The following is a 25,821-nucleotide window of genomic DNA, read 5'->3' as shown; positions in this document are numbered from 1 at the left end:
CTCCTTGCGGGTTTGCTTGCGCTTGCCAGCGTACTCGGCGTCGGCGAAGGTCATCTGCTTCATCGGGAAACTCGGTGGGTGGGGTCGCGGTATTTTGCCAAATCAGAAAGTCTTTTTCAGAGTTTCCCTAGCACTGTGGCCGGCGCCGCCGCCGCACAGCCTGCGTTCCTGTCCAAGGAGCGCATCATCGCCAAGCCGGGGTTCAACCGCTGGCTGGTTCCACCGGCCGCCCTGGCCATCCACCTGTGTATCGGCATGGCCTACGGCTTCTCCGTATTCTGGCTGCCATTGTCCAAAGCGCTGGGTATCACCGCACCGGTCGCCTGCGCGCCGGACATGGGCTTCATCGCCCAAGTCTTCTCGTCCCAATGCGACTGGCCCATTTCCATGCTGGGCTGGATCTACACCCTGTTTTTCATCTTCCTGGGCTGCTCGGCAGCGATCTGGGGCGGCTGGCTGGAACATGCCGGGCCACGCAAGGCCGGTGTCGTCTCGGCGCTGTGCTGGTGTGGTGGCCTGCTGATCTCGGCGTTGGGCATTTATACCCACCAGATCTGGCTGATGTGGATCGGCTCCGGGGTCATTGGTGGTATCGGCCTGGGCCTGGGCTATATCTCGCCCGTATCGACCTTGATCAAGTGGTTCCCGGACAAGCGCGGCATGGCGACCGGCATGGCGATCATGGGCTTTGGCGGCGGCGCGATGGTGGGTGCACCCCTGGCCGCAGCGCTGATGGGCCACTTCTCTTCGCCGACCAGCGTGGGCGTATGGCAGAGCTTCGTGGTCATGGCGGCGATTTACTTCGTGTTCATGATTGGTGGTGCACTGCTGTACCGCGTTCCGCCAACTGGCTGGAAGCCTGAGGGCTGGACCGCGCCGGCGAAAAAAGCCAGCAATGCGATGATCACTCACCGTCATGTACATGTGAACGTCGCGTGGAAAACCCCGCAATTCCGCCTGGTATGGCTGGTGTTGTGCCTGAACGTATCGGCCGGTATCGGCATCCTCGGCATGGCGTCGCCACTGTTGCAGGAAGTGTTCGGCGGCAAGCTGCTGGGGGTTGATGTGCCATTTGGCCAACTGGATGCAGGTCAGCTTGCCTCCATTGCGGCCATCGCCGCTGGCTTTACCGGGCTGTTGAGTCTGTTCAATATCGGTGGCCGGTTCTTCTGGGCGTCGTTCTCCGATTACCTGGGGCGTAAAAACACCTACTTCGTGTTCTTCGCCCTGGGCTTTGCCCTGTACGCGCTGATCCCGAACCTCGGACACCTGGGTAACGTAGCGCTGTTCGTGGCCGCGTTCTGCATCATCCTGTCGATGTACGGCGGTGGTTTTGCGACCGTTCCGGCTTACCTGGCTGACCTGTTCGGTACCCAGATGGTCGGTGCTATCCACGGTCGCCTGTTGACGGCCTGGGCAGCGGCGGGCGTATTGGGCCCGGTACTGGTGAACTACCTGCGTGAATACCAGTTGAGCATCGGCGTTGAACGCGCTGCGGCCTATGACATCACCTTGTATATCCTCGCCGGCCTGCTGGTGCTGGGCTTTATCTGCAACATGCTGGTACGCCCGGTGGCCGACAAGTACTTCATGACCGATGCTGAACTGGCCGCCGAACAGGCGCTGGGGCATGACAAAGGCGCTGATGCGACCACCGTGCTGGAGTGGAAAGCGTCCGCCGGCAGCAAGCCGTTGGCGATAGCCGCCTGGTTGGTGGTGGGTATTCCGTTGGCTTGGGGTGTGTGGGTGACCCTGCAGAAGACCGCGGTACTGTTCCACTAACACTGCAAAACCCTTGTGGGAGGGGGCTTGCTCCCGATAGCGTTAGGTCAGTCAGCCACCATGCGACTGAGCTACCGCCATCGGGAGCAAGCCCCCTCCCACATTGGATGTGCAGAGTTTTCATAAGTGGGTCCGTACTTGTATGCACATGTCTATCCCCGACACCCCATCAGTCTTATCCCCTTCGATGTTTCTGTTTGGCGCCCGCGCCCCTATAATGGCCGCCTTTTTCGCCCAATGATTTTGCGGAGCTGGTGATGGCCGAACGTAAGGCGTCTGTCGAGCGCGACACTCTGGAAACCCAGATCAAAGCCTCGATCAACCTGGATGGCACCGGAAAGGCCCGATTTGATATCGGTGTCCCTTTTCTTGAGCACATGCTGGACCAGATCGCCCGTCATGGGCTGATCGACCTGGATATCGTCGGCAAAGGCGACCTGCACATCGACGACCACCACATGGTGGAAGACGTGGGCATCACCCTCGGCCAGGCCTTTGCCAAGGCCATCGGCGACAAAAAAGGCATCCGTCGCTACGGCCATGCCTATGTGCCGCTGGACGAAGCGCTGTCGCGGGTGGTCATCGACTTCTCCGGCCGCCCAGGCCTGCAGATGCACGTGCCCTACACCCGTGCCAACGTGGGCCGCGGCTTTGACGTCGACCTGTTCCAGGAGTTCTTCCAGGGCTTCGTCAACCACGCACTTGTCAGCCTGCACATCGACAACCTGCGCGGCACCAACACCCACCACCAGATCGAAACCGTGTTCAAGGCTTTCGGCCGCGCATTGCGCATGGCCGTGGAGGTCGATGAGCGCATGGGCGGGCAAATGCCTTCGACCAAGGGCGTTTTGTAATGCAGACGGTCGCGGTTATCGATTACGGCATGGGTAACCTGCACTCGGTGGCCAAGGCCCTCGAGCACGTAGGCGCCGGCAAGGTGCTGATCACCAGCGATGCCAATGTGATTCGTGAAGCCGACCGCGTGGTATTCCCGGGTGTTGGCGCGATTCGCGATTGCATGGCCGAGATCCGCCGCCTGGGCTTTGACAGCCTGGTGCGCGAGGTCAGCCAGGACCGCCCGTTTCTGGGTATCTGCGTGGGCATGCAAGCCTTGCTCGACAGCAGCGAAGAGAACGAGGGTGTCGACTGCATCGGCCTGTTTCCAGGCCAGGTGAAGTTCTTCGGCAAGGACCTGCATGAAGACGGCGAACATTTGAAAGTCCCGCACATGGGCTGGAACGAAGTGCGCCGCACCGTCGACCACCCGCTGTGGCACGAAATCCCGGACATGGCGCGTTTCTACTTCGTGCACAGCTATTACATCGCCGCCGGTAACCCGCGCCAGGTGGTGGGTGGCGGGCACTATGGCGTCGACTTCGCCGCAGCGCTGGCCGAAGGTTCGCGTTTTGCCGTGCAATTCCACCCGGAGAAGAGCCATACCCATGGCCTGCAATTGCTGCAAAACTTCGCCGCGTGGGATGGTCGCTGGTAAATGGCCAAGAAACCGAAGCCGCCGATCTTGAACCTCACGCCCGAGCAGGAGCGTGAGGCCACCGACAAGATCAAGCGTTTCATGGAGGACCGCTTCGAGCTCAAGCTGGGCTCGTTCGAGGTCGCCGAGATTCTTGAGTTGTTCACCACCGAAGTGGCGCCGCACTATTACAACAGGGCGATTTTCGACACGCAGACGCTCCTTAAAGAAAGGTTCGAAAGCATCGAAAGCGACTTGTGGTCGCTTGAGAAACCCTGATTTCCCAAGCATTGCTGAATTTCGAATAAGGTTTGCCAGATGCTGATTATCCCCGCTATCGATCTCAAGGACGGCGCCTGCGTACGTCTGCGCCAAGGCCGTATGGAAGACTCCACCGTGTTCTCCGATGACCCGGTGAGCATGGCCGCCAAATGGGTGGAAGGGGGCTGCCGTCGTCTGCATCTGGTGGACTTGAACGGTGCCTTCGAAGGCCAGCCGGTCAATGGCGAGGTGGTGACCGCGATCGCCAAGCGCTACCCGAACCTGCCGATCCAGATCGGCGGCGGTATCCGCTCCCTGGAAACCATCGAGCATTACGTCAAGGCCGGCGTGAGCTACGTGATCATCGGCACCAAGGCCGTGAAAGACCCAGCCTTCGTTGCCGAAGCCTGCCGGGCGTTTCCGGGCAAAGTGATCGTGGGTCTGGACGCTAAAGACGGTTTCGTCGCCACCGACGGCTGGGCTGAAATCAGCACCGTGCAAGTCATCGACCTGGCCAAGCAGTTCGAAGCCGACGGCGTGTCCGCCATCGTTTATACCGACATCGCCAAAGACGGCATGATGCAGGGCTGCAACGTGCCGTTTACTGCTGCGCTGGCGGCCGCCACCAAGATTCCGGTGATTGCTTCCGGCGGTATCCACAACCTGGGCGACATCAAGTCGCTGCTGGACGCCAAGGCGCCCGGGATCATCGGCGCCATCACCGGCCGTGCGATCTATGAAGGCACTCTGGACGTTGCCGAAGCCCAGGCTTACTGCGATGCCTACAACGGCTGAGGACTGACCATGGCGCTGGCCAAACGCATCATCCCTTGCCTGGACGTCGACAACGGTCGCGTGGTCAAGGGCGTCAAGTTCGAGAACATCCGAGATGCCGGCGACCCGGTGGAAATCGCCCGTCGCTACGATGAGCAAGGTGCCGACGAGATCACCTTTCTCGACATTACCGCCAGCGTCGACGGCCGCGACACCACGCTGCATACCGTGGAGCGCATGGCCAGCCAGGTGTTTATCCCGCTGACCGTCGGCGGCGGCGTGCGCACCGTGCAAGACATCCGCAACCTGCTCAACGCCGGTGCGGACAAGGTCTCGATCAACACTGCAGCCGTGTTCAACCCAGAGTTTGTCGGCGAAGCCGCGCAGCACTTTGGTTCACAATGCATCGTGGTCGCCATCGATGCCAAGAAAGTCTCCGGCCCGGGCGAAACCCCGCGCTGGGAGATCTTCACCCACGGCGGTCGCAAGCCAACCGGCCTGGACGCGGTGGAGTGGGCGATGAAGATGGAGGCCCTGGGCGCCGGTGAAATCCTGCTGACCAGCATGGACCAGGACGGCATGAAAAACGGCTTCGACCTGGGCGTAACCCGCGCTATCAGCGATGCCCTTGGCATTCCGGTGATCGCCTCCGGTGGTGTTGGCAACCTGCAGCACCTGGCCGACGGCGTGCTCGAAGGCCACGCCAGTGCGGTGCTGGCGGCGAGTATTTTCCACTTTGGCGAATACACTGTGCCCGAGGCCAAGGCCTACATGGCAGCACGCGGTATCGTCGTTCGCTAAACGCTGCTGGACACCATGGCAGGCTCGCGGCACTCTCTGCGCTTGCCATGGATTCCGGTAGCCTTCATGTTCAAACACCTGCTGCTCGCCCTCGCCAGTACCTCCATGCTCATGGCCGGTACGGTCCAAGCCGAAGAACCGTCTGACGCCTCTCTGGTGTTGCTGACGGAAAACTTCCCGCCCTACAACATGGCGAAAAACGGCAAGAACTTCGCCAAGGACGAGAACATCGAAGGCATTGCCGTGGACATCGTGCGCGAAACCTTCAAGCGTGCTGGCATTTCCTACAATCTCACCCTGCGTTTCCCTTGGGAGCGAATCTACAAACTCACCCTGGAAAAGCCGGGCTACGGTGTATTTGTCATGGCACGGCTGCCAGACCGTGAAGCCTTGTTCAAATGGGTCGGCCCCATCGGCCCAGACGACTGGGTGCTGCTGGCTAAAGCTGACAGCAAGATCCAACTCAGCGACCTTGAGCACGCCCGCGCCTACAAGATCGGCGCCTACAAGGGGGATGCCATCGCCGAAACGCTTGATAAGCAGGGGCTCAACCCTATTGTCGTGTTGCGTGATCAAGACAATGCGCAAAAGCTCATGGACGGCCAGATCGACCTGTGGGCCACCGGCGACCCGGCCGGGCGTTACCTGGCGCGTCAGGTCGGTGTGACAGGGCTCAAGACCGTGTTGCGGTTCAACAGCGCGCAGCTCTACCTTGCGTTGAACAAGGATGTGCCGGACGAACTGGTGGCCAAGCTGCAGGCTGCGCTGGACCAGCTGCGCAAAGACGGCGTCGTCGACGAGATCATGGCGCGTTACCTCTAACTGGCAAGCACCACTGTGGGAACTGCGCCGTCTTGATCTAGCGGTAAATACCGTTCTTGCCGTGCCCGGCCATGGCCCGGTTGCTGCGCACGCTGATCATCAGTTTGATATCGATCCAGTCGATGCCCTGGGCCTTGAGCTTGGGCAGCTCGCGCTCCAGCACCGCCAGGGTCTGTGGGTAAGGATGCCCAATCATCACTGCCGACCCTTGTTTATGCGCCAGCTTGATTGCGGTCTGTAACTGCGTGGTAATCGCGGCCTCGGTGCGTTCGTCATCAAGGAACACATCCCGCGATACATGGGCCAGGCCGATCTTCTGCGCCTGGGCGGCAGCGACGGTTTGCGCGCTGGTGCGGCTGTCCACAAAGAACTTGTGGCGCCGTTGTAGCTCGGCCATCAACCACGCCATCGCCTCTGGCTGCGCCGTCATGCGGCTGCCCATGTGGTTGTTGATGCCGGCGGTGTAGGGCACAGCCTGGAACGCGGCGTCCAGGCGTTTGCCGAGTTCTTCCACAGGCAGGTCCGGGTGCCACGCAAACGGACCGGTGGCCGGGTCCATGGGCATGTGCAGGATCACGATCTTGCCCGCCTTGTGGGCCTCGCGGGCAAATTCGGCGGCGTGGGGCGTGTCGGGCATGATCGCCGTAGTCACCGGCCCAGGTAGGGCCAGCACGCGACGATCCCGCGGCAGGTTTTGCCCCAGGTCGTCGATGATGAGGGTCAGGTAGGCTTTATGTGGCTCGCCGGCAGGCGCCGCGTGGGCGACGCCTGCCAGGCTGCACAACATAGCGATGATCAGGGCAAATCGCATGATCAACGGCTGCGGGTGATGCTCAGGCCTTTAAGCAGGCTCAGCGCCTGGGCCAGTTGGTAGTCATCGTCCTGCGGCATCGGCTTGGCCTTGGCGCCGCTGCCGGTTGGCTGGTCGGCGCCGCCGTTGCCATTGCCCAGGTGGCCTTGCAGGTCGGCCTCTTTGTAGTACTCGCCGTCAATCTCATTGGTGATCTTGGCGCGGCGTACCTCGATGTCCGGCACAATGCCCTGGGCCTGGATCGAGCGGCCGTTCGGCGTGTAGTACAGCGCCGTGGTGATCTTCAGCGCACGCTCGTTGTTCAACGGCAATACCGTTTGTACCGAGCCTTTGCCGAAGCTGGTGGTGCCCATCAGCACGCCGCGCTTGAGGTCTTGCAGGGCGCCTGCGACGATTTCCGAAGCCGAGGCGCTGCCGCCGTTGATCAACACGGCCAGCGGCACGTTCTCGCTCAGGTCGTTGCCGGTGGCCGAAAAACGCAGCTCGGAGTTGGCGATACGGCCCTTGGTGTAGACGATCAGGCCCTTGGTGACGAAGTGGTCGACCACTTCAACCGCCGACTGCAACACGCCGCCGGGGTTGTTGCGCAAGTCGAGCACGATGCCGTTGAGTTTCTTGCCGTTGTCTTTGCGCAGCTTGGCCAGGGCCTTGGCCACTTCGTCGCCGGTCTTGACCTGGAACTGAGTGATGCGGATGTAGCCGTAGCCTGACTCCAGCAACTGGCTCTTCACGCTCTTGACCGTGATGGTGGCGCGGGCCAGGGTCACGTCAAACGGGTTGCCGCCGTCGCGTACCAGGGTCAGGGTGATCTTCTGGCCGAGTTTGCCACGCATCTTGTCGACGGCTTCGGTCATGGTCTGGCCGCGGGTCGACTGGCCGTTGATCTTCACGATCAGGTCGCCAGCCTGGATGCCGGCCTTGGACGCTGGGGTGTCGTCGATGGGCGAGACCACTTTGATCTGGCCGTCCTCGGAGCCCACTTCGATGCCCAGGCCACCGAACTCGCCGCTGGTGCTTTCCTGCAACTCGGCGAAATCTTCCGGGCCCAGGTAGGCGGAATGCGGGTCGAGGTTGCTGAGCATGCCCTTGATGGCATTTTCCAGCAGGGTCTTGTCGTCTACGGGTTCGACATACGCTGCCTTGATGCGGTCCATGACCTCGGCGAAGGTGCGCAGCTCGTCCAGCGGCAACGGCGCCTTGGTGGTCGCGGCCATGGCGGCGGGTGCAGCCGCAGCGGCCTGGTCGGCAAAAGCCAGAGGCGCGCCGATCACCAGGGCGATCGTCAGGGCCAGCGAAGTGAGGCGGGACAAATGCAGCATGTCGAACGAACTCCTAATGTAGATGCGACCCTATCCTTGGGATCTGCACCATTGTGCAGGGTCGCTCGGGCGGCCCTGCTGACGAATAGCGAAGTACAGCGCCGGGGTGTCCTGGCCGCCACTGTTACCGACAGTGGAGATGGATTCACCGGCTTTTACAACATCACCTGCCGACTTGAGTAATGTCTGATTGTGGCCGTAAAGGCTCAAATAGCCATTGCCGTGGTCAAGAATCACCAGCAAACCAGCGCCGCGCAGCCAATCGGCAAACACCACGCGCCCACCGTGCACAGCATGGACCTGGCTGCCGGCAGAGGCGCTGATCATCACCCCATCCCACTTGGCGCGGGTGTCATCGCCACGGGTTTCGCCGAAGCGTGCCAGTAGTCGACCATCAACAGGCCATGGAAGTTTGCCCCGGGCTGATGCAAAAGGGCCGCCGAACGACTCGCCGCTGCTGGAAACCAGTGGGCCAGGGGCTGCGCGCGCCGGTTTACGTGGTGCTGGCGCGTCACTGGTGGCTGCCAGTTCAGCCTCACGCTGGCGCTTTTTTTCCGCTTCCTGCTGGGCGATCAGCGCTTTTTGCCGCGCTTCTTCGGCCTCGCGTGCCTGGCGGGCCAGGGTTTCTTCGATGGTCTTGAGCACTTTGGCCAGGTCGGCCTGGTCCTGCTCGCGGGCCTGGAGCTTGGCGTCGCGGGCCTTTACATCACTGTTGAGCTTGGCCAGGGCTTGCTGGCGTTCCTTGCGTACCTTGTCCAACTGATCGCGCTGGGTATCCAGGGCGCTTTTCTGATCGAGCAGCTGTGATTGCTGGTCGGCAATTTCCTGTTCGACATTGGCCAATTGGCGCAGGGTTTCGTTGAAACCCTTCAGTTGCGCCAGGCGCGCCTGGCTCAGGTAGTCGTAATAGGTGAGGGTACGGGCGAATTTTTCCGGGTTCTGCTGGTTGAGCAGCAGCTTGAGGTATTCCTGGCGGCCGCTCTGGTACGCGGCACGGGCCTGGATCGCGATCAGGCGTTGCTGTTCAACGCGTGCGCTCTGGAGTTTTTTTTTCTCAGCGTCGAGTCGCTCCAGTTCCGACTCGCTCTTCTTTAGTTCTTTTTGCAGCTCCTGGACCTGCTTCTCGAGCTTGCCCATTTCGGTTTCGGTGCCGCGCAGGTCTTTCTGCACCCCGGATTTTTCTTCCTGGAGCTTGCCGAGCAGCTTTTTCAGCTCGGTAATGTCCTGACGCGTAGCGTCCAACTGTTGTTGGGTTTGTGCGCGCTCATCGGCAACAGCCGGTTGGAGCAGGCAGACAAGAGCGAGGGTAATCAAGGCGCGAAGCATAGAGGCGGGCGACACCAGGGAAAGGGACGGCCTAGTATGCCCGCCAAGCGCCGCAAAAAAAACGCCTCAAGGCCAACTGCTTTGAGGCGTTCGTCATAAAAAGCCGTTTATGGCAATTTAATCGGGTGTTTAGTGCTTAAACCAATATCGAAGTGCCAGTCATCTCCGCCGGCTTCTCCAACCCCATCAGCATCAACATGGTCGGCGCGACATCGGCCAACACGCCGCCGTCACGCACTTTCAGATCGCGTTTGCCAACGTAGATGAACGGCACTGGCTCGGTAGTGTGGGCGGTATGCGCCTGGCCGGTGGATTCGTCGGACATTTGCTCGCAGTTACCGTGGTCGGCCGTGATCAGCGCTTCGCCGCCGACTTTTTCCAGGGCGTCGACGATACGGCCGACACACAGGTCCAGGCATTCCACGGCTTTAACGGCTGCTTCCAGGTTGCCGCTGTGGCCAACCATGTCGCCGTTGGCGTAGTTGACCACGATCACGTCATAACGCTGGTGCTCAATGGCGTCGACGATTTTGTCGGTGACTTCGGGTGCGCTCATTTCCGGTTGCAGGTCGTAGGTCGCGACTTTTGGCGACGGGATCAGGATGCGTTCTTCGCCCGGGAACGGTTCTTCGCGGCCACCGGAGAAGAAGAAGGTCACGTGGGCGTATTTCTCGGTCTCAGCGATGCGCAACTGGGTCTTGCCGTTTTTCGCCAGGTAGTCGCCCAGCACGTTTTCCAGGCTGCCCGGGGCGAACGCCGACGGGGCCGGGATGTTGGCGGCGTATTGGGTGAGCATGACGAACTCGACTTTCGGCTGGCGCGCGCGTTCGAAGTCTTTGAAACCGTCATCGACGAACACGTGGCTCAGCTCGCGGGCACGGTCGGCACGGAAGTTCATGAACACCACGGCGTCGCCGTCTTCGACCTTGACCGGCTCGCCGATGGTGGTGGCCTTGACGAACTCATCGCTTTCGCCACGGGCGTAGGCTGCTTCCAGGCCTTCCTGGGCGGTGGCGGCATTGAATTCGGCCTGGCCGTCGACGATCAGGTTGTAGGCCTGGGACACGCGGTCCCAACGGTTGTCGCGGTCCATGGCGAAGTAGCGGCCTACCAGGCTGGCGATGCGGCCTTTGCCGAGGGCGGCGAAAGTGGTGTCGAGCAGTTCGATGGACGATTGCGCGCTTTTCGGCGGGGTATCACGGCCGTCGAGGAAGGCATGCAGGTAGATCTTGTCGGCGCCGCGCTTGAAGGCCAGTTCGGCCATGGCCACCAGGTGGTCCTGATGACTGTGTACGCCACCGTCCGACAGCAGGCCCATGAAGTGCACGGCTTTGCCGGCCGCGACTGCTTTATCCACCGCCGCGCAAATAGTCGGGTTCTCGAAGAACTCGCCGTCGCGGATCGATTTGGTCACGCGTGTGAAGTCTTGGTATACCACTCGTCCGGCGCCGAGGTTCATGTGGCCGACTTCCGAGTTGCCCATCTGGCCGTCCGGCAGGCCCACGTCCATGCCTGAACCGGAGATCAAACCGTTGGGAACGGTGGCGGCCAGGCGGTCCAGCACTGGCTTGTTGGCCGAGTACACGGCGTTGTCGTGGTGGCTTTCACTGTGTCCGAAGCCATCGAGAATTATCAGGACCAAAGGTTTAGGCGTAGTAGTCATAGATCCTCTCGCGGCGGTAATAAAGGAAGACAATTGAAAAGGGAGTGGCAGTTTAAAGCGAAGTTCCAACCACGTCACCGCTTTACGGGGGTTGGCCCCCCCTGGCGGCTGTGTATACTTACCGCCATTTTAACGCCCTGGAACCTCCTTGATGGTTGATCACCTGATTGCATTTGCCACTGCCCACTACCTGCTTGTGGGTGCCTTCGTCATCCTGCTGGCGCTGCTGATCGCTCATGAACTGAGCCGCGGTGGTCGCAGCCTGAGCACGTCGGAGCTGACCGCGCTGGTCAACAAGGATGAGGCCGTTGTCGTCGATATTCGCCCGGTCAAGGATTATGCCGCCGGCCATATCGTTGGCGCCCTGAACATTCCCCAGGACAAGCTGATCGCGCGCTTGGCCGAGCTGGAAAAATACAAGGCCAAGACCATCATCCTGGTCGACGCCCAAGGCCAGCACTCCGGTACCCACGCCCGCGAGATGCTCAAGACCGGCTTCACCGCCGCCAAGCTGTCGGGTGGTATCAGCAGCTGGCGTGGCGATAACCTGCCGCTGGTGAAGTGATATGAGCCAGGTTGTCGTTTACTCCAGCGATTATTGCCCTTTTTGCATCCGAGCCAAGCAGTTGCTCCAGAGCAAGAAGGTGGCCTTCGAAGAAATCAAGGTCGATGGCAAGCCCCAGGTGCGCGCCGAAATGGCCAAGAAGGCTGGCCGCACGTCGGTCCCGCAGATCTGGATCGGCGCCAAGCACATCGGTGGTTGCGATGACCTGTTCGCCCTTGAGCGCGCCGGTAAACTCGACGCGCTGCTGCTCGTCTGACTCCTAAACCCTTAAAGACCCCAAGATAAAGAAGGATCTGCGATGACTGACCAACAGAACACCGAAGCAGCTCAAGACCAAGGCCCACAATTCTCGCTGCAGCGCATCTACGTGCGTGACCTGTCGTTCGAAGCGCCGAAAAGCCCGGCTATCTTCCGCCAGGAGTGGACCCCAAGCGTTGCGCTGGACCTGAACACCCGTCAAAAAGCCCTGGAAGGTGACTTCCACGAAGTCGTGCTGACCCTGTCGGTCACCGTCAAGAATGGCGACGAAGTGGCCTTCATCGCAGAAGTGCAGCAGGCTGGCATCTTCCTGATCCAGGGCCTGGACGAAGCGTCCATGAGCCACACCCTGGGCGCGTTCTGCCCGAACATCCTGTTCCCGTATGCCCGTGAGACCCTGGACAGCCTGGTCACCCGTGGCTCGTTCCCGGCGCTGATGCTGGCACCGGTGAACTTCGATGCCCTGTACGCTCAAGAGCTGCAGCGCATGCAACAGGAAGGCGCACCGACGGTTCAATAAGTCGACGCAATAAAAAATGTGGGAGGGGGCTTGCCCCCGATAGCGGTGGACCAGTCACATAAGTGTTGACTGACACTCCGCCATCGGGAGCAAACCCCCTCCCACATTTGTTTTGCGTGTTACTTGAAGCCGAGTTGGCGCCAGCCTTCATAGACGGCAACGGCTACGGTGTTCGACAGGTTCAGGCTGCGACAACCCTCGCGCATCGGCAGGCGCAGGCGATGGCCTTCCGGGAGCGCATCGAGCACTTCGGCCGGCAGGCCACGGCTTTCCGGGCCGAACAGGAAGGCATCGCCTTCGGCAAAGCTGGCATCATGAAACGGCCGCGAGCCCTTGGTGGTGAACGCAAACAAGCGTGGGTGCCCCAGGCTTTCCAGGCAGCTTGCGAGGTCTGAGTGGCGCTTGAGGGTGGCGTACTCGTGGTAGTCCAGCCCGGCGCGGCGCAGGCGCTTGTCGTCCATGTCGAACCCCAATGGCTCGATCAAATGCAGGTGGCAGCCACTGTTGGCGCACAGCCTGATAACGTTGCCGGTATTCGGCGGAATTTCTGGTTGAAAAAGGATGACGTGAAACATGCACGGCTCCGAAGGCAAAGATGCGCTGCATTCTACCCTCGAAGAGGATCCCAGGCCGAAGCTATTGCCGAGGGTTTTGGGTTCGTTGGCGATTGTCGGCTTGATGGTCGGCTTGATGATTGGTCGCCTGACCACCCCGGACCCGGTCGAACTGCTGGAGGTAATGCCTGCGGTCGACGGTGTGGTGGTGTGGTTCAACAGCGAGCCCAAGCTGCACGGCGAGCATATCGACGGCACCGTGGCGCTGTTGTTCGACGCGTTGGGCAAGCCGGCGAGTGGGCAGCTCAAGGTCAATGACAAGGATGTGAACTGGCGGGTACGAAAAACCGATGGGGGCTTGCTGCTGAACCTGGTGGCTGCGCGGCCGTTGCGCGGCGAGTGGGGCGGGGAAAAGGTCGAGGGCCGCTGGCGGCTGGAGGTCCATCTCCAAGAGCAATAAAAGAGGGAGTTCCCGGCCTGCCTGTACCAGGGCTCCCAAAAGCGTGAAGCCCAGGGGCTTCGTATAAAAGAGGGGATTCTCGGCCTGCCTGTACCAAGGTCCCCGAAACTGGGTAGTACCAGGGTTATTGCAGGGCGCGTGCCAGAGTCGTCGAGTTGTGCCAAATAATTTTTTCAGAAAGCGCAAAGCCCCGGGTTACGGGGCTTTGGTGTTTTCGGTGTGCAAGGTTTTCTGAGCTGTTCGGTTGTTTCAGCGTTGAAAGGCTTGCCCGATGCCGGTTCATGGTGCATCGAAGCGGTGCACAATCCTGGAGCCTTGTAGAGATCCAAATGTGGGAGGGGGCTTGCTCCCGATAGCAGTGGGTCAGTCATAACATCTGTAACTGATACACCGCCATCGGGAGCAAGCCCCCTCCCACATTAGATGTTCAGTGGATCAGGGATGTGTGATCAGCCCTCATCACCCTCTTCATCATCCCCGCCATCCACCTTCATCCCCAACTCCTTGATCTTGCGCGTCAGGGTATTGCGCCCCCAACCCAGCAACACCGCGGCATCGCGGCGGCGGCCGGCGGTGTGCTTCAAGGCTGTCTCGATCATGATCCGCTCGAACGTCGGCACGGCGCTGTCCAGCAGGTTGGACTGGCCGCGTGCCAGGGCCTGGTCGGCCCATTGGCGCAGGGCCTGTTCCCAGTTGGTCACCGGTGCCGAGTCTTGCGGCAGGCTCAGCAGCTCCGGCGGCAGGTCGCTGATATGCACTTCGCGCCCGGACGCCATCACGGTGATCCAGCGGCAAGTGTTCTCCAACTGACGCACGTTGCCGGGCCATGGCAGGTTCTTCAGGTATTCCTCGGTCTCGCTTTTCAGCAGTTTCGGCTCTACGGCCAGCTCCAGGGCTGCGCGGCTGAGGAAGTGGCGGGCGAGAGTCGGAATGTCTTCGCGACGGTCCGACATGCGCGGGATATGAATGCGGATCACGTTAAGGCGATGGAACAAGTCCTCACGGAATTTGCCCGCGTGCACCAGGGTTTCGAGGTTCTGGTGCGTCGCCGCGATGATGCGCACATCGACTTTGACCGGCGTGTGCCCGCCAACGCGATAAAACTCACCGTCCGCCAGCACCCGCAGCAAGCGGGTTTGGGTATCGGCCGGCATATCGCCGATTTCATCGAGGAACAGTGTGCCGCCGTCCGCCTGTTCAAAACGCCCGCGCCGCAGGTTGGCGGCGCCGGTAAACGCGCCTTTCTCGTGGCCGAACAGCTCGGACTCCATCAAGTCCTTCGGAATCGCCGCCATGTTCAGCGCGATGAACGGCGAGGCCGCCCGAGGGCTGTGGCGGTGCAGTGCATGAGCCACCAGCTCTTTGCCGGTGCCCGATTCGCCGTTGATCAGCACGGTGATGTTGGAGTGGCTCAAGCGCCCGATGGCGCGGAACACTTCCTGCATCGCCGGCGCTTCACCGATGATTTCCGGGGTGCGGGTCAGGGCAGGCGGGGCTTCCTGGTTTTGCTGTTCCTGGGCATGCTGGTTGGCACGCTTGACCAGCGCCACGGCTTCGTCCACGTCGAACGGCTTGGGCAGGTATTCAAAAGCGCCACCCTGGTAGGACGCGACAGCGCTGTCCAGGTCCGAGTGCGCGGTCATGATGATCACCGGCAAGCGCGGGTGCTGCTCGCGGATGCGTGCAAGCAAGTCCAGGCCACTGGCGCCGGGCATGCGGATGTCGGAGATGATCACGTCGGGCTGCTGGCGCGCCAAGCGGCTCATCACGCCGTCGGCGCTGTCGAAGCTTTGAGTGGTCATGCCTTCCTGTTGCAAGGCTTTCTCCAGGACCCAGCGGATAGAACGGTCGTCATCGACGATCCACACAGTTTCACTACGGCTCATGTCGATGGGGCTCCTTGTTCCAGAGGCAGAAAGATCGAGAAGGTGGTGTGGCCAGGATGGCTTTCACATTCGATCAAGCCCTGGTGCTGGCTGATGATGTTCTGGGTAATGGCCAGGCCCAGCCCGGTACCGTCCGGGCGGCCGCTGACCATGGGAAAGAAGATGGTTTCCTGTAGTTCCGCCGGAATGCCCGGGCCGTTGTCGATGATCTCGACCTTGGTCACCAGGCGATGGCGCACATGGCCGATGGTGAACTGGCGCAGGGCGCGGGTACGCAGGCTGATGCGGCCCAGGCGCAGCTCGTTCTGGCTGCTGATGGCCTGCATGGCGTTGCGCACGATATTGAGCACCGCCTGGATCATCTGCTCGCGGTCGATCAATACGTCGGGAATGCTTGGGTCGTAGTCACGTACCAGGGTGATGCAGCCCTGGCTTTCGGCCTCGACCAACTGGCACACGCGCTCGAGCACTTCGTGCACGTTAGTCATCGCCAGGGACGGCAGCTTGTTGGAGCCGAGCATACGGTCCACCAGGTTACGCAAGCGGTCGGCCTCTTCGATGATGACGTTGGTGTAGTCCTTGAGGTGCTCCTCCGGCAACTCGCGGGCCAGCAACTGCGCGGCGCCGCGAATTCCACCCAGCGGGTTCTTGATCTCATGGGCCAGGCCACGCACCAGCATCTTGCTGGTCTCTTGCTTGGACAGTTGCGCTTCTTCCTTGGTGATGCGCAGCAAGCGGTCACGCGGATGCACTTCGAGCAACAGCAGGGTGGCGCCGTTGCTCAGGATCGGGGTCACGGCGTAGTCGACCGTCAGGGTCTGGCCGGTGAGGGCGGTCAGCATCGCCTCGCGCTTGGTGAACGGGTGTGCTTGCTCCACTGCCTGGCGCAATGAGCTCAAGGCTTCGGCCGACTCGGTGAACAACTCGCTGATGAACTGCCCATGGCTGCGCTGGCCGCTGATGGCCAGGAGCATCTCCGCCGCCGGGTTCATGTACTCAAGGCGCAAGTCGGCATTAAGCAGGATGGTCGCGGTGGTCAGGTTGTCGAGTAACAAACGGTGCAGTGCATCGCTGATGGTCATCGGGACCTCTTTTGGAGCAAGGCGCGGGCTTGAGGCACACGCTGATACAAGGAAAATGCAAAAACCAAACCAAAGCTCCGAAAAGAAGCGTTCAACCTATGAAATGGGGGGTTGAGGCGCGAAACTGTGGCGTTCTGCCAGCTTCATCGGGAAGATTCGAACCAAAATGGGCTGCGCCTGCGGGGAGGGTGCAACCTATCGCACCAATATAGTGCGGTTTTGTGAAGGTTGCTCAGGAGGCTGCCAGAGATGGCCCTGAATGCATACAGTCCAAATGTGGGAGGGGGCTTGCTCCCGATAGCAGGGTGTCAGTCAGCATATTCATCAACTGAACCACCTCTATCGGGAGCAAGCCCCCTCCCACATTTAAATCGGATTTTCAGGTCTAGCCTTTGTAGATACACAGCTCGGCTGTGGCGCGGATCATGGCGAGTTGGCGGGTGGAGTCATTGAGCGGCTCATGGATGGCGGCGGCCAGCCACTGCGGGCACTGCGGGTCGCTGCGCTGCGGGGTGAAATCGGCCAATTGTTCAAGCAGGCGTTTTTGCAGTTGATCCAGTTGCGGGCGAATCTGCTTGATCAGGTCCGGGCGCGGCTCGTCAGGTGCCTTGCCCTGGAACTGCCAGTCGGACAAGTGGGTGTATTGCACCAGTTTGTTCGCCTCGATCTGCGCTGAGAAAAACTGCTCGGCGGCGGCAGGCTCCAGCTTGTACTCCGGCGCCTGGGCGATGACACTGGCGAGCACTTCTTGCTCGCGTTTCTTATCTTCTACGGGCTTTTTGCTGTCCCATTTGCTCAAGGCCACCTGGTCGGCAATGGTCAGGCGTTCGGCGATGCTGTTGAGCAGTGGCTCAAGGGCTGGTGGGGCGGCGCAAGCACCGGCGCTGACGAACAGCAGGGCGAACGCAAGTCGACGTTTCAATGGTGATCTCCTCGTGGGGGGGGCTTGCTGATGTGAGGTAGCGTAATCCCCAGGCAAAAAAAAGACCTCCCGGGGGAGGTCTTTTTCGTCACGCCACGTTGAGTAGCGCTACCGGATCAGCAGCTGTAGTACAGCTCGTATTCCAGTGGGTGTACGAAGGTGCGCACCTTGATTTCTTCTTCGCTTTTCAGCTCGATGTAGGCATCGATGAAGTCGTCGCTGAATACGCCGCCTTTGGTCAGGAACGCACGGCCCTTGTCCAGTTCTTCCAGGGCCTCTTTCAGGCTGCCGCACACTTGTGGGATCTCTTTGGCCTCTTCAGGCGGCAGGTCGTACAAGTTTTTGTCGGCGGCATCGCCTGGGTGGATCTTGTTCTGGATACCGTCCAGGCCAGCCATGACCAGGGCAGCGAAGGCCAGGTACGGGTTGGCCGCTGGATCCGGGAAGCGGGCTTCGATACGGCGAGCGCGAGGGCTGGACACGTAAGGAATACGGATCGAGGCGGAACGGTTGCGAGCCGAGTAGGCCAGCATTACCGGTGCTTCGAAACCTGGCACCAGACGCTTGTAGGAGTTGGTCGACGGGTTGGTGAAGCCGTTCAGGGCCTTACCGTGCTTGATGATACCGCCGATGAAGTACAGGGCAGTGTCGGACAGGCCGGCATAACCTTCGCCAGCGAAGGTGTTCTTGCCTTCTTTGGCGATGGACAGGTGAACGTGCATACCCGAACCGTTATCGCCATACAGCGGCTTAGGCATGAAGGTAGCGGTACGGCCGTAGGCATCAGCCACGTTGTGTACGCAGTACTTCAGGGTTTGTACTTCGTCAGCCTTGGCTACCAGGGTGTTGAACTTCACACCGATTTCGTTCTGGCCGGCAGTGGCCACTTCGTGGTGGTGAACTTCGATGACCAGGCCCATCTCTTCCATGGCGTTGCACATGGAGGTACGGATTTCGTGGTCATGGTCGAACGGCGGAACTGGGAAGTAGCCACCCTTGATACCTGGGCGGTGGCCTTTGTTGCCGCCTTCGATGTCCTGGTCGGACATCCAGGAACCCTGTTCGGAGAAGATCTTGAACATGGAGCCGGAGATGTCGGACTTGAACTTGACCGAATCAAAGATGAAGAATTCTGGCTCCGGGCCTACGAATACGGTGTCACCGATACCGGTGGACTTCAGGTATTCCTCGGCACGCTTGGCGATCGCACGTGGGTCGCGGTCGTAGCCTTGCATGGTCGAAGGCTCGATCACGTCGCAGACGATGATCAGGGTTGGGTCTTCGGTGAACGGGTCGAGCACGGCAGTGCTGTCGTCCGGCATCAGGATCATGTCGGAGGCTTCGATGCCTTTCCAGCCAGCGATGGAGGAGCCGTCGAACATTTTGCCTTCTTCGAAGAAAGCATCATCCAGCGCGTCGCGAGCCGGCATGGTCACGTGGTGCTGAGTGCCTTTTGTGTCCGTGAAGCGCAGATCAATCCATTTAACGTCATGATCTTTGATGAGTTGAACCGACTTCGACATGGTGTCCTCCGGGTGGCTTCGGGCTGGGTAGTGGAGTAGCCCTTAGAATGTGGGTGATGCCGGCGCGGATACTCCGCCATGGCAACCTGCCTCACAAGAGAGCAAATTGCATGCCAGTGCGCCAACATGGCCGTTTTGCCTCAAAATAGCCCCTATAACGGTGCAATTCGTTGAAACGGTATAAATAGCGCACTGCAATGTAGCGTTTATTTGTGTAAATGACCCGTTTTGGTGCGTTGCGTGTGCAATGCATATTAACTGGTTAAACCTTGAGCGATTTCCGCTATAATCCGCGCCCCCCTTTTTCAGCAGGCCCGGCGCGCGCTGTTTCCATGAAATTAATCGTTAAAGTCTTCCCCGAGATCACCATCAAAAGCCGACCGGTACGGACGCGTTTCATCCGTCAATTGGCCAAGAACATCCGCGCCGTGCTCCGTGACCTGGACCCGGCTGTGGTGGTGAACGGCGTGTGGGACAATCTCGAGCTGGAAACCCGCATTACCGACGCCAAAGCCTTGAAAGACATGACCGAGCGCCTGAGTTGCATGCCAGGCATCGCGCATTTCCTGCAGGTGGATGAGTACCCGCTGGGCGACTTCGACGACATCACCGAGAAGTGCAAGCAGCACTACGGCAGCTCGCTGGAAGGCAAGATTTTTTCGGTGCGCTGCAAGCGTGCCGGCAAGCATTCGTTCAGCTCCATGGACGTAGAAAAATACGTCGGCAGCAAGCTGCGTCGCGAGTGCGGCGCCGCTGGAATTTCCCTCAAAGCGCCGCAAATTGAAGTGCGCATGGAAATTCGCGACCAACGGTTGTTTGTGATCCACAGCCAGCACAACAGCATCGGCGGCTACCCATTGGGTGCCCTCGAACAGACCCTGGTATTGATGTCCGGCGGTTTCGATTCCACGGTGGCGGCCTACCAGATCATGCGCCGCGGCCTGATGAGCCACTTCTGCTTCTTCAACCTGGGCGGGCGTGCACACGAATTGGGCGTGATGGAAGTCGCGCATTACATCTGGAAGAAGTACGGCAGCTCCCAGCGCGTGCTATTTGTAAGCGTGCCGTTCGAGGAAGTGCTGGGAGAAATTCTCGGCAAAGTCGATAACGGTCATATGGGCGTCGTATTGAAGCGTATGATGTTGCGCGCTGCGTCCCGAATCGCCGATCAGTTGCAGATTGACGCGCTGGTGACCGGTGAAGCGATTTCCCAGGTGTCCAGCCAGACGCTGCCGAACCTGTCGCTGATCGACTGCGTGACCGAGAAGCTGGTGCTGCGCCCGCTGATCGCCAGCCACAAGCAGGACATCATCGACCTGGCCGAAGAAATCGGCACGGCGGACTTTGCCAAGCACATGCCTGAATATTGCGGGGTCATTTCGGTGAACCCCAAGACCCACGCCAAGCGCAATCGCGTGGAGTACGAAGAACAACAGTTCGACATGGCGATTCTGGAGCGTGCGCTCGAGAACGCCAAAATGGTCCCGATCGATCGCGTAATCGACGAATTGGGCCAAGACGTGAAAATCGAAGAAGTCAGCGAAGCCCTGGCCGGCCAGATCGTTGTCGACATCCGTCACCCGGATGCTGCTGAAGATGAGCCGCTGGAAATCGCTGGCATCGACGTGCAAACGCTGCCGTTCTATGCACTGAACGCGCGTTTCAAGGAACTGGATAACAGCCGTCAGTACCTGCTGTATTGCGACAAAGGCGTGATGAGTCGCCTGCATGCCCACCATTTGCTCAGTGAGGGGCATGCCAATGTGCGCGTTTATCGACCGAGCTAAGAGCCCGGGGCTGTTTGCCTGTGGCCTGCGTCACCGGCCCCCCGACTCTGCCGTCAAGCTGTAACGGCAAGGCCTGACTCTACTGTTAATCGCTGCCACGACCTGTCAGCACACCGAATCCTCTGATCGAGATACACAAGTGATCGAAAATCTACGTAACATCGCCATCATTGCTCACGTTGACCATGGTAAAACCACCCTGGTAGACAAACTCCTGCGTCAATCCGGCACCCTGGAGCGCAACGAGCTCAACGACGAGCGCGTGATGGACTCCAACGACCAGGAAAAAGAGCGCGGTATTACCATCCTGGCAAAAAACACCGCTATCAACTGGAACGGCTACCACATCAACATCGTGGATACCCCGGGCCACGCCGACTTCGGCGGCGAAGTAGAACGCGTAATGTCGATGGTTGACTCCGTTCTGCTGCTGGTTGACGCTCAAGACGGCCCTATGCCGCAAACCCGTTTCGTGACCAAGAAGGCTTTCGAAGCCGGCCTGCGTCCGATCGTGTGCATCAACAAGGTTGACCGTCCAGGCGCGCGTCCGGACTGGGTTCTGGACCAGATCTTCGACCTGTTCGACAACCTGGGTGCCACCGAAGAACAGCTGGACTTCCAAGTCATCTACGCTTCGGCCCTGAACGGTATTGCCGGTCTGGAACACACCGCAATGGCGGAAGACATGACCCCGCTGTACCAGGCGATCGTTGACCACGTTCCGCCGCCGAAGGTTGACCGTGACGGCCCGTTCCAGATGCAAATCTCGGCACTGGACTACAACAGCTTCCTGGGTGTTATCGGCGTTGGCCGTATCGCTCGTGGTAGCGTCAAGCCGAACACCCCGGTTGTGGCTATCGGTGCCGACGGCAAGAAGCGTAACGGTCGTATCCTGAAGCTGATGGGTCACCACGGTCTGCACCGTATCGACGTTGAAGAAGCTTTCGCAGGCGACATCGTGTGCGTGAGCGGTATGGACTCGCTGTTCATCTCCGACACCCTGTGCCAGCCGGACACTGTCGAGGCGATGAAGCCCCTGACCGTTGACGAGCCAACCGTTTCCATGACCTTCCAGGTAAACGACTCGCCGTTCTGCGGTAAAGAAGGCAAGTTCGTGACCTCCCGTAACATCAAGGAGCGTCTGGACAAGGAGCTGCTGTACAACGTTGCTCTGCGCGTTGAAGAAGGCGACTCGGCTGACAAGTTCAAGGTCTCCGGCCGTGGTGAGCTGCACCTCTCGGTACTGATCGAAACCATGCGTCGCGAAGGCTTCGAAATGGGTGTTGGTCGTCCGGAAGTGATCATCCGTCAGGTTGACGGCGTGAAGCAGGAACCGTTCGAAAACGTCACCATCGACACCCCTGAAGAATCCCAGGGCAAGGTCATGGAAGAGATGGGCCTGCGTAAGGGCGACCTGACCAACATGGTGCCGGATGGCAAAGGCCGTGTACGTCTGGAATACAACATCCCTGCGCGTGGTCTGATCGGTTTCCGTAACCAGTTCCTGACCCTGACCAACGGTGCTGGCATCCTGACCTCGATCTTCGATCGCTACGACACCATGAAGTCCGGCGACATGTCCGGCCGTCAGAACGGTGTTCTGGTATCGGTAGAAACCGGCAAGGCGCTGACCTACTCCCTGGAAACCCTCCAGGCGCGTGGCAAGCTGTTCGTTGAACACGGTCAAGAGATCTACAACGGCCAGATCGTTGGTCTGAACAGCCGTGACAACGACATGGGCGTCAACCCAACCAAAGGCAAGAAGCTCGACAACATGCGTGCTTCGGGCAAAGACGAAACCATCGCTCTGGTCCCACCTGTTCGCTTCACCCTGGAACAGGCCCTGGAATTCATCCAGGACGACGAGCTGTGCGAAGTCACGCCTAAGTCGATCCGCCTGCGTAAGAAGATCCTGGACGAAGGCGAGCGTACCCGCGCTGCCAAGAAAGCCAAGAACTGAGTTAACTCAGGCTGAATGAAAAACGCCCCCGGTCGAAAGGCCGGGGGCGTTTTTTTATGTCTGCAGGTTTTGTGGTGGCTGTACCGGCCTCATCGGGAGCAAGCCCCACAAAACCCGGATCAGAACTTATCCAGGGTCTTGAAGTTGGTTTCGCGCACCACTTCCTTGGGCTTATACGCACAATAGCCCGGCCGCGGCCCGATTTTCGGATGATTGCGGCAAGTATCCGGACGCTTGTCATAAATAGTGCAGAAGCGCGTCTTACGATCCAGGTACAGGCAGTCGTTGTTGCTCATGCGCTGCAGGGTAAAAATCTCGGATTTATTGTTGTAGCGCTCGACGATGCCTTCCTTCTGCAAGCGCTTGGCGATGTTCTTCGGTGGGTCGCCACGCTCGAACTCATCGACGATACCAATGCGGATCAGGTCCTTGATCTTCACCTCAACCGGCAGGGTGCAACAGCTGGACACACAGCCGCCGCACATGTGGGCGGAATATTTCTGCCAGGTCTCTAGACGGTCGAGTTCCGCGGCGGCGATCAGTTGAGGCTTCATCAAGGTTCCAAGGTGGGGCTGTATCCGGGCGCGGGATCATACCGGGATTGGTGGTTTTTTGAACAATATTTTGCAGGTTTCAGCTCAAAGGTTTCGATGACGCCTGATCGGGCACGACCCCTGCATCAAATTCAGCCAATGGTGAATGAGTTGAAAAACTGCCGAACCAGCACGTCCACCGTCTGTCAGACCGACTAGGCTCTAGCAACTCCTTCAATCTCGCCCGAGGTCGCACCGATGTCTCAGGAACCGCTTGCACGAGAAGCAGAGGTAGCCGCATTCCGCGATGCTGTCTTGACCAAACTTACCTACGCGGTGGGCAAGGACCCGGATCACGCCTTCGACCACGACTGGTTCGAAGCCATTGCCCTGGCCGCTCGCGACCAGATGGTCGATCACTGGATGGACCATACGCGGCGTATTTATCGCAAAGGCCAGAAGCGCGTTTATTACCTCTCGCTGGAATTTCTCATCGGCCGCTTGCTCTACGACAGCCTGAGCAATCTCGGCGTGCTGGAAATCGCGCGCGAAGCCTTGTCTGAACTGGGCGTCGACCTGGAACGCATCCGCCTGCTGGAGCCCGATGCGGCGCTCGGCAACGGTGGCCTGGGCCGCTTGGCAGCGTGCTTCATGGAAAGCATGTCGACCCTGGGCATTGCCGGCCACGGCTATGGTATCCGCTATGAACACGGCTTGTTCCGCCAGGCCATCGTCGACGGCTGGCAGCAGGAGCAGACCGAACGCTGGCTGGATTTCGGTAACCCGTGGGAATTCGAACGCGCTGAAGTGATTTACCCGATTGGCTTTGGCGGCAGCGTCGAAACCCTCGCGGACGCCTCCGGCAAGATGATCCAGGTGTGGTCGCCCAGCGAAACCGTACGCGCAGTCGCCTATGACACACCGGTAGTCGGCTGGCGCGGCGCCAGCGTCAACACCCTGCGCCTGTGGCGTGCACGGGCCGTGGAAGACTTGCACCTGGAGCGTTTCAACGCCGGTGACCACCTGGGTGCCGTCGCCGAAGTGGCCCGCGCCGAAAGCATCTCCCGAGTGCTGTACCCGGCCGACAGCACCGAAGCGGGGCAGGAACTGCGCCTGCGCCAGGAATATTTCTTCGTCTCCGCTTCGCTGCAGGATTTGCTGCGCCGCCATAAGAACATGCACGGTTCGGTGCTGAGCCTGGGCGAACACGCCGCCATTCAGCTCAACGACACCCACCCGTCCATCGCCGTGGCCGAGTTGATGCGCCAACTGGTGGACCTGCATGACATTCCGTGGGAAGCCGCATGGGACGTCACCGTCGAAACCCTCTCGTACACCAACCACACCTTGCTGCCCGAGGCGCTGGAGACCTGGCCGGTCGGCCTGATGGAACGCATGCTGCCCCGGCACATGCAGATCATCTACCTGATCAACGCCCAACACATCGACTCGCTACGCGCCAAGGGCATCCACGATTTTGACGTACTGCGCGCCGTATCACTGATCGAAGAAGACAACGGCCGCCGCGTGCGCATGGGCAACCTGGCATTCCTCGGCTCCCATAGCGTCAACGGCGTATCGGGTTTGCACACCCAGCTGATGCGCAGCACGGTGTTCTCCGAATTGCACAAGCTCTACCCCGAGCGCATCAACAACAAAACCAACGGCATCACCTTTCGCCGCTGGTTGTACCAGGCCAACCCCAAGTTGACCGAGATGCTGGTGGAAGCCTTGGGCGCGGAGATTCTCGACCAGCCCGAGCAGCGTCTGATCGAGCTGGAACCGTTTGCCGAGAAACCGGCCTTCCGTAAAGCCTTCGCTGAACAGCGCCTGCACAGTAAGCGTGCATTGGCCGAGATCATTCATGAGCGCCTGGGCATCGCGGTCAACCCGGCGGCGATGTTCGATGTGCAGGTCAAGCGCATCCACGAATACAAACGCCAACTGCTCAACCTGCTGCACACCGTGGCGCTGTACCAGGCGATCCGTGCCGAACCCGAAACCGACTGGGTGCCACGGGTGAAGATATTCGCCGGCAAGGCCGCGGCCAGTTATCACCAGGCCAAGCTGATCATCAAGCTGACCAACGACATCGCCCGCACCGTCAACAATGACCCGACCGTACGCGGCTTGCTCAAAGTGGTGTTCCTGCCCAACTACAACGTCAGCCTGGCGGAGAGCATCATTCCAGCGGCGGATTTGTCGGAACAGATTTCCACCGCCGGCTTCGAAGCGTCGGGTACCAGCAACATGAAGTTCGGGCTCAACGGCGCGCTGACCATCGGCACCATGGACGGCGCTAACGTGGAGATGCACGAGCGTGTGGGCGCCGAGCACATGTTTATCTTCGGCCTCAGTGCCCAGCAGGTGGAAGCGCGCAAGCACGCCGGCGAATTCAACGCCGGGCCGGACATCGCCGCGTCGCATCGATTGAACGATGTGCTGCAAGCGATTCGCGGCGGGGTGTTCTCGCCGGATGATCCGGGGCGTTACGTGGGCCTGATCGATGGGCTGATCGATTACGATCGCTTCCTGGTGTGCGCCGACTTTGATTCCTACTGGGACGCCCAGGCACGGGTCGAGGCGCATTGGCACGATTCCAAGGAGTGGTGGCGTTCGGCGGTGCTCAATACGGCGCGCATGGGCTGGTTCAGTTCGGACCGGACCATCCGCGAATACGCCACCGAGATCTGGAAAGCCCTCGACTAAACACCGCTGATGCAAAAATGTGGGAGCAGGCT

Annotated in this window: 24 protein-coding genes; 14 read left to right on the top strand and 10 right to left on the bottom strand. The window is 60.0% G+C overall.

Annotated features, from left to right (window positions below):
* Positions 1-135: 135 nt before the first annotated feature.
* From JFT66_RS07175 to JFT66_RS07145, 7 genes are all read left to right on the top strand, one after another.
* A complete protein-coding gene (locus JFT66_RS07175; RefSeq protein ID WP_198859034.1) occupies positions 136-1,782 on the top strand; it encodes an OFA family MFS transporter in 1,647 nt (548 codons plus the stop codon).
* Between the two features lie 257 nt (positions 1,783-2,039).
* Positions 2,040-2,636 (top strand): imidazoleglycerol-phosphate dehydratase HisB, encoded by a 597-nt coding sequence (hisB, locus tag JFT66_RS07170; protein WP_003187781.1) that lies wholly within the window; start codon positions 2,040-2,042, stop codon positions 2,634-2,636.
* Positions 2,636-3,274, top strand: a complete 639-nt coding sequence (gene hisH, locus JFT66_RS07165) for an imidazole glycerol phosphate synthase subunit HisH (RefSeq protein WP_034117282.1) — start codon at positions 2,636-2,638, stop codon at positions 3,272-3,274. The genes hisB and hisH overlap by 1 nt, the downstream gene beginning before the upstream one ends.
* The gene (locus JFT66_RS07160) at positions 3,275-3,532 is read left to right on the top strand and encodes a DUF2164 domain-containing protein (RefSeq protein WP_005783916.1); all 258 of its coding nucleotides are present in this window, start codon (positions 3,275-3,277) and stop codon (positions 3,530-3,532) included.
* A gap of 39 nt (positions 3,533-3,571) precedes the next feature.
* A complete protein-coding gene (gene hisA / locus JFT66_RS07155) occupies positions 3,572-4,309 on the top strand; it encodes a 1-(5-phosphoribosyl)-5-[(5-phosphoribosylamino)methylideneamino]imidazole-4-carboxamide isomerase (protein WP_003187784.1) in 738 nt (245 codons plus the stop codon).
* 9 nt (positions 4,310-4,318) lie between these two features.
* Entirely contained in the window at positions 4,319-5,089 is a 771-nt protein-coding gene (hisF, locus tag JFT66_RS07150) for an imidazole glycerol phosphate synthase subunit HisF (protein WP_034117283.1), read from the top strand.
* A gap of 66 nt (positions 5,090-5,155) precedes the next feature.
* Positions 5,156-5,911 carry a substrate-binding periplasmic protein gene (locus tag JFT66_RS07145; RefSeq protein WP_034117284.1) on the top strand — a complete coding sequence of 252 codons (756 nt, stop codon included), beginning with the start codon at positions 5,156-5,158 and terminating at the stop codon, positions 5,909-5,911.
* Positions 5,912-5,948: 37 nt separating this feature from the next.
* Here JFT66_RS07145 and JFT66_RS07140 read toward each other — a convergent pair whose 3' ends face one another.
* From JFT66_RS07140 to gpmI, 4 genes are all read right to left on the bottom strand, one after another.
* A complete protein-coding gene (locus tag JFT66_RS07140; RefSeq protein ID WP_198859033.1) occupies positions 5,949-6,722 on the bottom strand; it encodes a divergent polysaccharide deacetylase family protein in 774 nt (257 codons plus the stop codon).
* 2 nt (positions 6,723-6,724) lie between these two features.
* Positions 6,725-8,041, bottom strand: a complete 1,317-nt coding sequence (locus JFT66_RS07135) for a S41 family peptidase (protein WP_198859032.1) — start codon at positions 8,039-8,041, stop codon at positions 6,725-6,727.
* Between the two features lie 30 nt (positions 8,042-8,071).
* A complete protein-coding gene (locus tag JFT66_RS07130; RefSeq protein WP_198859031.1) occupies positions 8,072-9,367 on the bottom strand; it encodes a murein hydrolase activator EnvC family protein in 1,296 nt (431 codons plus the stop codon).
* 136 nt (positions 9,368-9,503) lie between these two features.
* A complete protein-coding gene (gene gpmI / locus JFT66_RS07125) occupies positions 9,504-11,030 on the bottom strand; it encodes a 2,3-bisphosphoglycerate-independent phosphoglycerate mutase (RefSeq protein WP_034117288.1) in 1,527 nt (508 codons plus the stop codon).
* A gap of 151 nt (positions 11,031-11,181) precedes the next feature.
* Between gpmI and JFT66_RS07120 the strand changes: the two genes are divergently transcribed.
* Genes JFT66_RS07120 through secB form a run of 3 tightly spaced genes read left to right on the top strand, consistent with a single transcriptional unit; the run spans position 11,182 to position 12,373 of the window.
* The gene (locus tag JFT66_RS07120; protein ID WP_034117289.1) at positions 11,182-11,595 is read left to right on the top strand and encodes a rhodanese-like domain-containing protein; all 414 of its coding nucleotides are present in this window, start codon (positions 11,182-11,184) and stop codon (positions 11,593-11,595) included.
* A 1-nt stretch (position 11,596) separates the two neighbouring features.
* Entirely contained in the window at positions 11,597-11,851 is a 255-nt protein-coding gene (grxC, locus tag JFT66_RS07115; RefSeq protein WP_034117290.1) for a glutaredoxin 3, read from the top strand.
* 42 nt (positions 11,852-11,893) lie between these two features.
* Positions 11,894-12,373: a protein-export chaperone SecB gene (gene secB, locus JFT66_RS07110; RefSeq protein WP_034117291.1), complete on the top strand. Its 480-nt coding sequence runs from the start codon at positions 11,894-11,896 to the stop codon at positions 12,371-12,373.
* A 119-nt stretch (positions 12,374-12,492) separates the two neighbouring features.
* Here secB and JFT66_RS07105 read toward each other — a convergent pair whose 3' ends face one another.
* Complete coding sequence (locus JFT66_RS07105; RefSeq protein ID WP_153838658.1) at positions 12,493-12,948, bottom strand: tRNA (cytidine(34)-2'-O)-methyltransferase; 456 nt, start codon at positions 12,946-12,948, stop codon at positions 12,493-12,495.
* On the opposite strand from JFT66_RS07105, the gene JFT66_RS07100 reads away from it, so the two are divergent.
* The gene (locus JFT66_RS07100) at positions 12,947-13,387 is read left to right on the top strand and encodes a hypothetical protein (protein WP_034117293.1); all 441 of its coding nucleotides are present in this window, start codon (positions 12,947-12,949) and stop codon (positions 13,385-13,387) included. The genes JFT66_RS07105 and JFT66_RS07100 overlap by 2 nt on opposite strands.
* 449 nt (positions 13,388-13,836) lie before the next feature.
* Here the strand turns inward: JFT66_RS07100 and ntrC are convergent, their stop codons facing one another.
* The 4 genes from ntrC to glnA form a co-directional block, all read right to left on the bottom strand.
* Complete coding sequence (gene ntrC, locus JFT66_RS07095) at positions 13,837-15,273, bottom strand: nitrogen regulation protein NR(I) (protein WP_153838660.1); 1,437 nt, start codon at positions 15,271-15,273, stop codon at positions 13,837-13,839.
* The gene (gene glnL / locus JFT66_RS07090; protein ID WP_034117295.1) at positions 15,270-16,355 is read right to left on the bottom strand and encodes a nitrogen regulation protein NR(II); all 1,086 of its coding nucleotides are present in this window, start codon (positions 16,353-16,355) and stop codon (positions 15,270-15,272) included. The genes ntrC and glnL overlap by 4 nt, the downstream gene beginning before the upstream one ends.
* A 385-nt stretch (positions 16,356-16,740) precedes the next feature.
* Positions 16,741-17,277: a chorismate mutase gene (locus tag JFT66_RS07085; RefSeq protein WP_153838661.1), complete on the bottom strand. Its 537-nt coding sequence runs from the start codon at positions 17,275-17,277 to the stop codon at positions 16,741-16,743.
* Positions 17,278-17,393: 116 nt separating this feature from the next.
* Positions 17,394-18,800, bottom strand: coding sequence for a glutamate--ammonia ligase (gene glnA, locus JFT66_RS07080; protein ID WP_034117297.1), 1,407 nt, complete (start codon positions 18,798-18,800; stop codon positions 17,394-17,396).
* Between the two features lie 332 nt (positions 18,801-19,132).
* Between glnA and thiI the strand changes: the two genes are divergently transcribed.
* Both thiI and typA read left to right on the top strand, forming a co-directional pair.
* Complete coding sequence (gene thiI, locus JFT66_RS07075; RefSeq protein ID WP_034117298.1) at positions 19,133-20,587, top strand: tRNA uracil 4-sulfurtransferase ThiI; 1,455 nt, start codon at positions 19,133-19,135, stop codon at positions 20,585-20,587.
* A 139-nt stretch (positions 20,588-20,726) separates the two neighbouring features.
* Positions 20,727-22,547, top strand: a complete 1,821-nt coding sequence (gene typA, locus JFT66_RS07070; RefSeq protein WP_034117299.1) for a translational GTPase TypA — start codon at positions 20,727-20,729, stop codon at positions 22,545-22,547.
* Between the two features lie 119 nt (positions 22,548-22,666).
* Here the strand turns inward: typA and JFT66_RS07065 are convergent, their stop codons facing one another.
* A complete protein-coding gene (locus JFT66_RS07065; RefSeq protein WP_003187815.1) occupies positions 22,667-23,101 on the bottom strand; it encodes a YkgJ family cysteine cluster protein in 435 nt (144 codons plus the stop codon).
* Between the two features lie 237 nt (positions 23,102-23,338).
* Between JFT66_RS07065 and JFT66_RS07060 the strand changes: the two genes are divergently transcribed.
* Entirely contained in the window at positions 23,339-25,789 is a 2,451-nt protein-coding gene (locus JFT66_RS07060) for a glycogen/starch/alpha-glucan phosphorylase (protein WP_034117300.1), read from the top strand.
* Positions 25,790-25,821 lie beyond the last annotated feature (32 nt).

Source organism: Pseudomonas sp. MF6755 (genome assembly GCF_016405635.1).
GTDB lineage: Bacteria > Pseudomonadota > Gammaproteobacteria > Pseudomonadales > Pseudomonadaceae > Aquipseudomonas > Aquipseudomonas haemolytica.
The sequence above is the reverse complement of the archived record's forward strand: the minus strand, read 5'-3'. Positions and strand labels throughout refer to the sequence as shown.

Bases quoted from the DNA above. Each gene is read 5' to 3' on its own strand.
- hisB (WP_003187781.1), top strand. From the start codon at position 2,040: ATGGCCGAACGTAAGGCGTCTGTCGAGCGCGACACTCTGGAAACCCAG.
- hisH (WP_034117282.1), top strand. From the start codon at position 2,636: ATGCAGACGGTCGCGGTTATCGATTACGGCATGGGTAACCTGCACTCG.
- JFT66_RS07160 (WP_005783916.1), top strand. From the start codon at position 3,275: ATGGCCAAGAAACCGAAGCCGCCGATCTTGAACCTCACGCCCGAGCAG.
- hisA (WP_003187784.1), top strand. From the start codon at position 3,572: ATGCTGATTATCCCCGCTATCGATCTCAAGGACGGCGCCTGCGTACGT.
- hisF (WP_034117283.1), top strand. From the start codon at position 4,319: ATGGCGCTGGCCAAACGCATCATCCCTTGCCTGGACGTCGACAACGGT.
- JFT66_RS07145 (WP_034117284.1), top strand. From the start codon at position 5,156: ATGTTCAAACACCTGCTGCTCGCCCTCGCCAGTACCTCCATGCTCATG.
- JFT66_RS07140 (WP_198859033.1), bottom strand. From the start codon at position 6,722: ATGCGATTTGCCCTGATCATCGCTATGTTGTGCAGCCTGGCAGGCGTC.
- JFT66_RS07135 (WP_198859032.1), bottom strand. From the start codon at position 8,041: ATGCTGCATTTGTCCCGCCTCACTTCGCTGGCCCTGACGATCGCCCTG.
- JFT66_RS07130 (WP_198859031.1), bottom strand. From the start codon at position 9,367: ATGCTTCGCGCCTTGATTACCCTCGCTCTTGTCTGCCTGCTCCAACCG.
- gpmI (WP_034117288.1), bottom strand. From the start codon at position 11,030: ATGACTACTACGCCTAAACCTTTGGTCCTGATAATTCTCGATGGCTTC.
- JFT66_RS07120 (WP_034117289.1), top strand. From the start codon at position 11,182: ATGGTTGATCACCTGATTGCATTTGCCACTGCCCACTACCTGCTTGTG.
- grxC (WP_034117290.1), top strand. From the start codon at position 11,597: ATGAGCCAGGTTGTCGTTTACTCCAGCGATTATTGCCCTTTTTGCATC.
- secB (WP_034117291.1), top strand. From the start codon at position 11,894: ATGACTGACCAACAGAACACCGAAGCAGCTCAAGACCAAGGCCCACAA.
- JFT66_RS07100 (WP_034117293.1), top strand. From the start codon at position 12,947: ATGCACGGCTCCGAAGGCAAAGATGCGCTGCATTCTACCCTCGAAGAG.
- JFT66_RS07105 (WP_153838658.1), bottom strand. From the start codon at position 12,948: ATGTTTCACGTCATCCTTTTTCAACCAGAAATTCCGCCGAATACCGGC.
- ntrC (WP_153838660.1), bottom strand. From the start codon at position 15,273: ATGAGCCGTAGTGAAACTGTGTGGATCGTCGATGACGACCGTTCTATC.
- glnL (WP_034117295.1), bottom strand. From the start codon at position 16,355: ATGACCATCAGCGATGCACTGCACCGTTTGTTACTCGACAACCTGACC.
- glnA (WP_034117297.1), bottom strand. From the start codon at position 18,800: ATGTCGAAGTCGGTTCAACTCATCAAAGATCATGACGTTAAATGGATT.
- thiI (WP_034117298.1), top strand. From the start codon at position 19,133: ATGAAATTAATCGTTAAAGTCTTCCCCGAGATCACCATCAAAAGCCGA.
- JFT66_RS07065 (WP_003187815.1), bottom strand. From the start codon at position 23,101: ATGAAGCCTCAACTGATCGCCGCCGCGGAACTCGACCGTCTAGAGACC.
- JFT66_RS07060 (WP_034117300.1), top strand. From the start codon at position 23,339: ATGTCTCAGGAACCGCTTGCACGAGAAGCAGAGGTAGCCGCATTCCGC.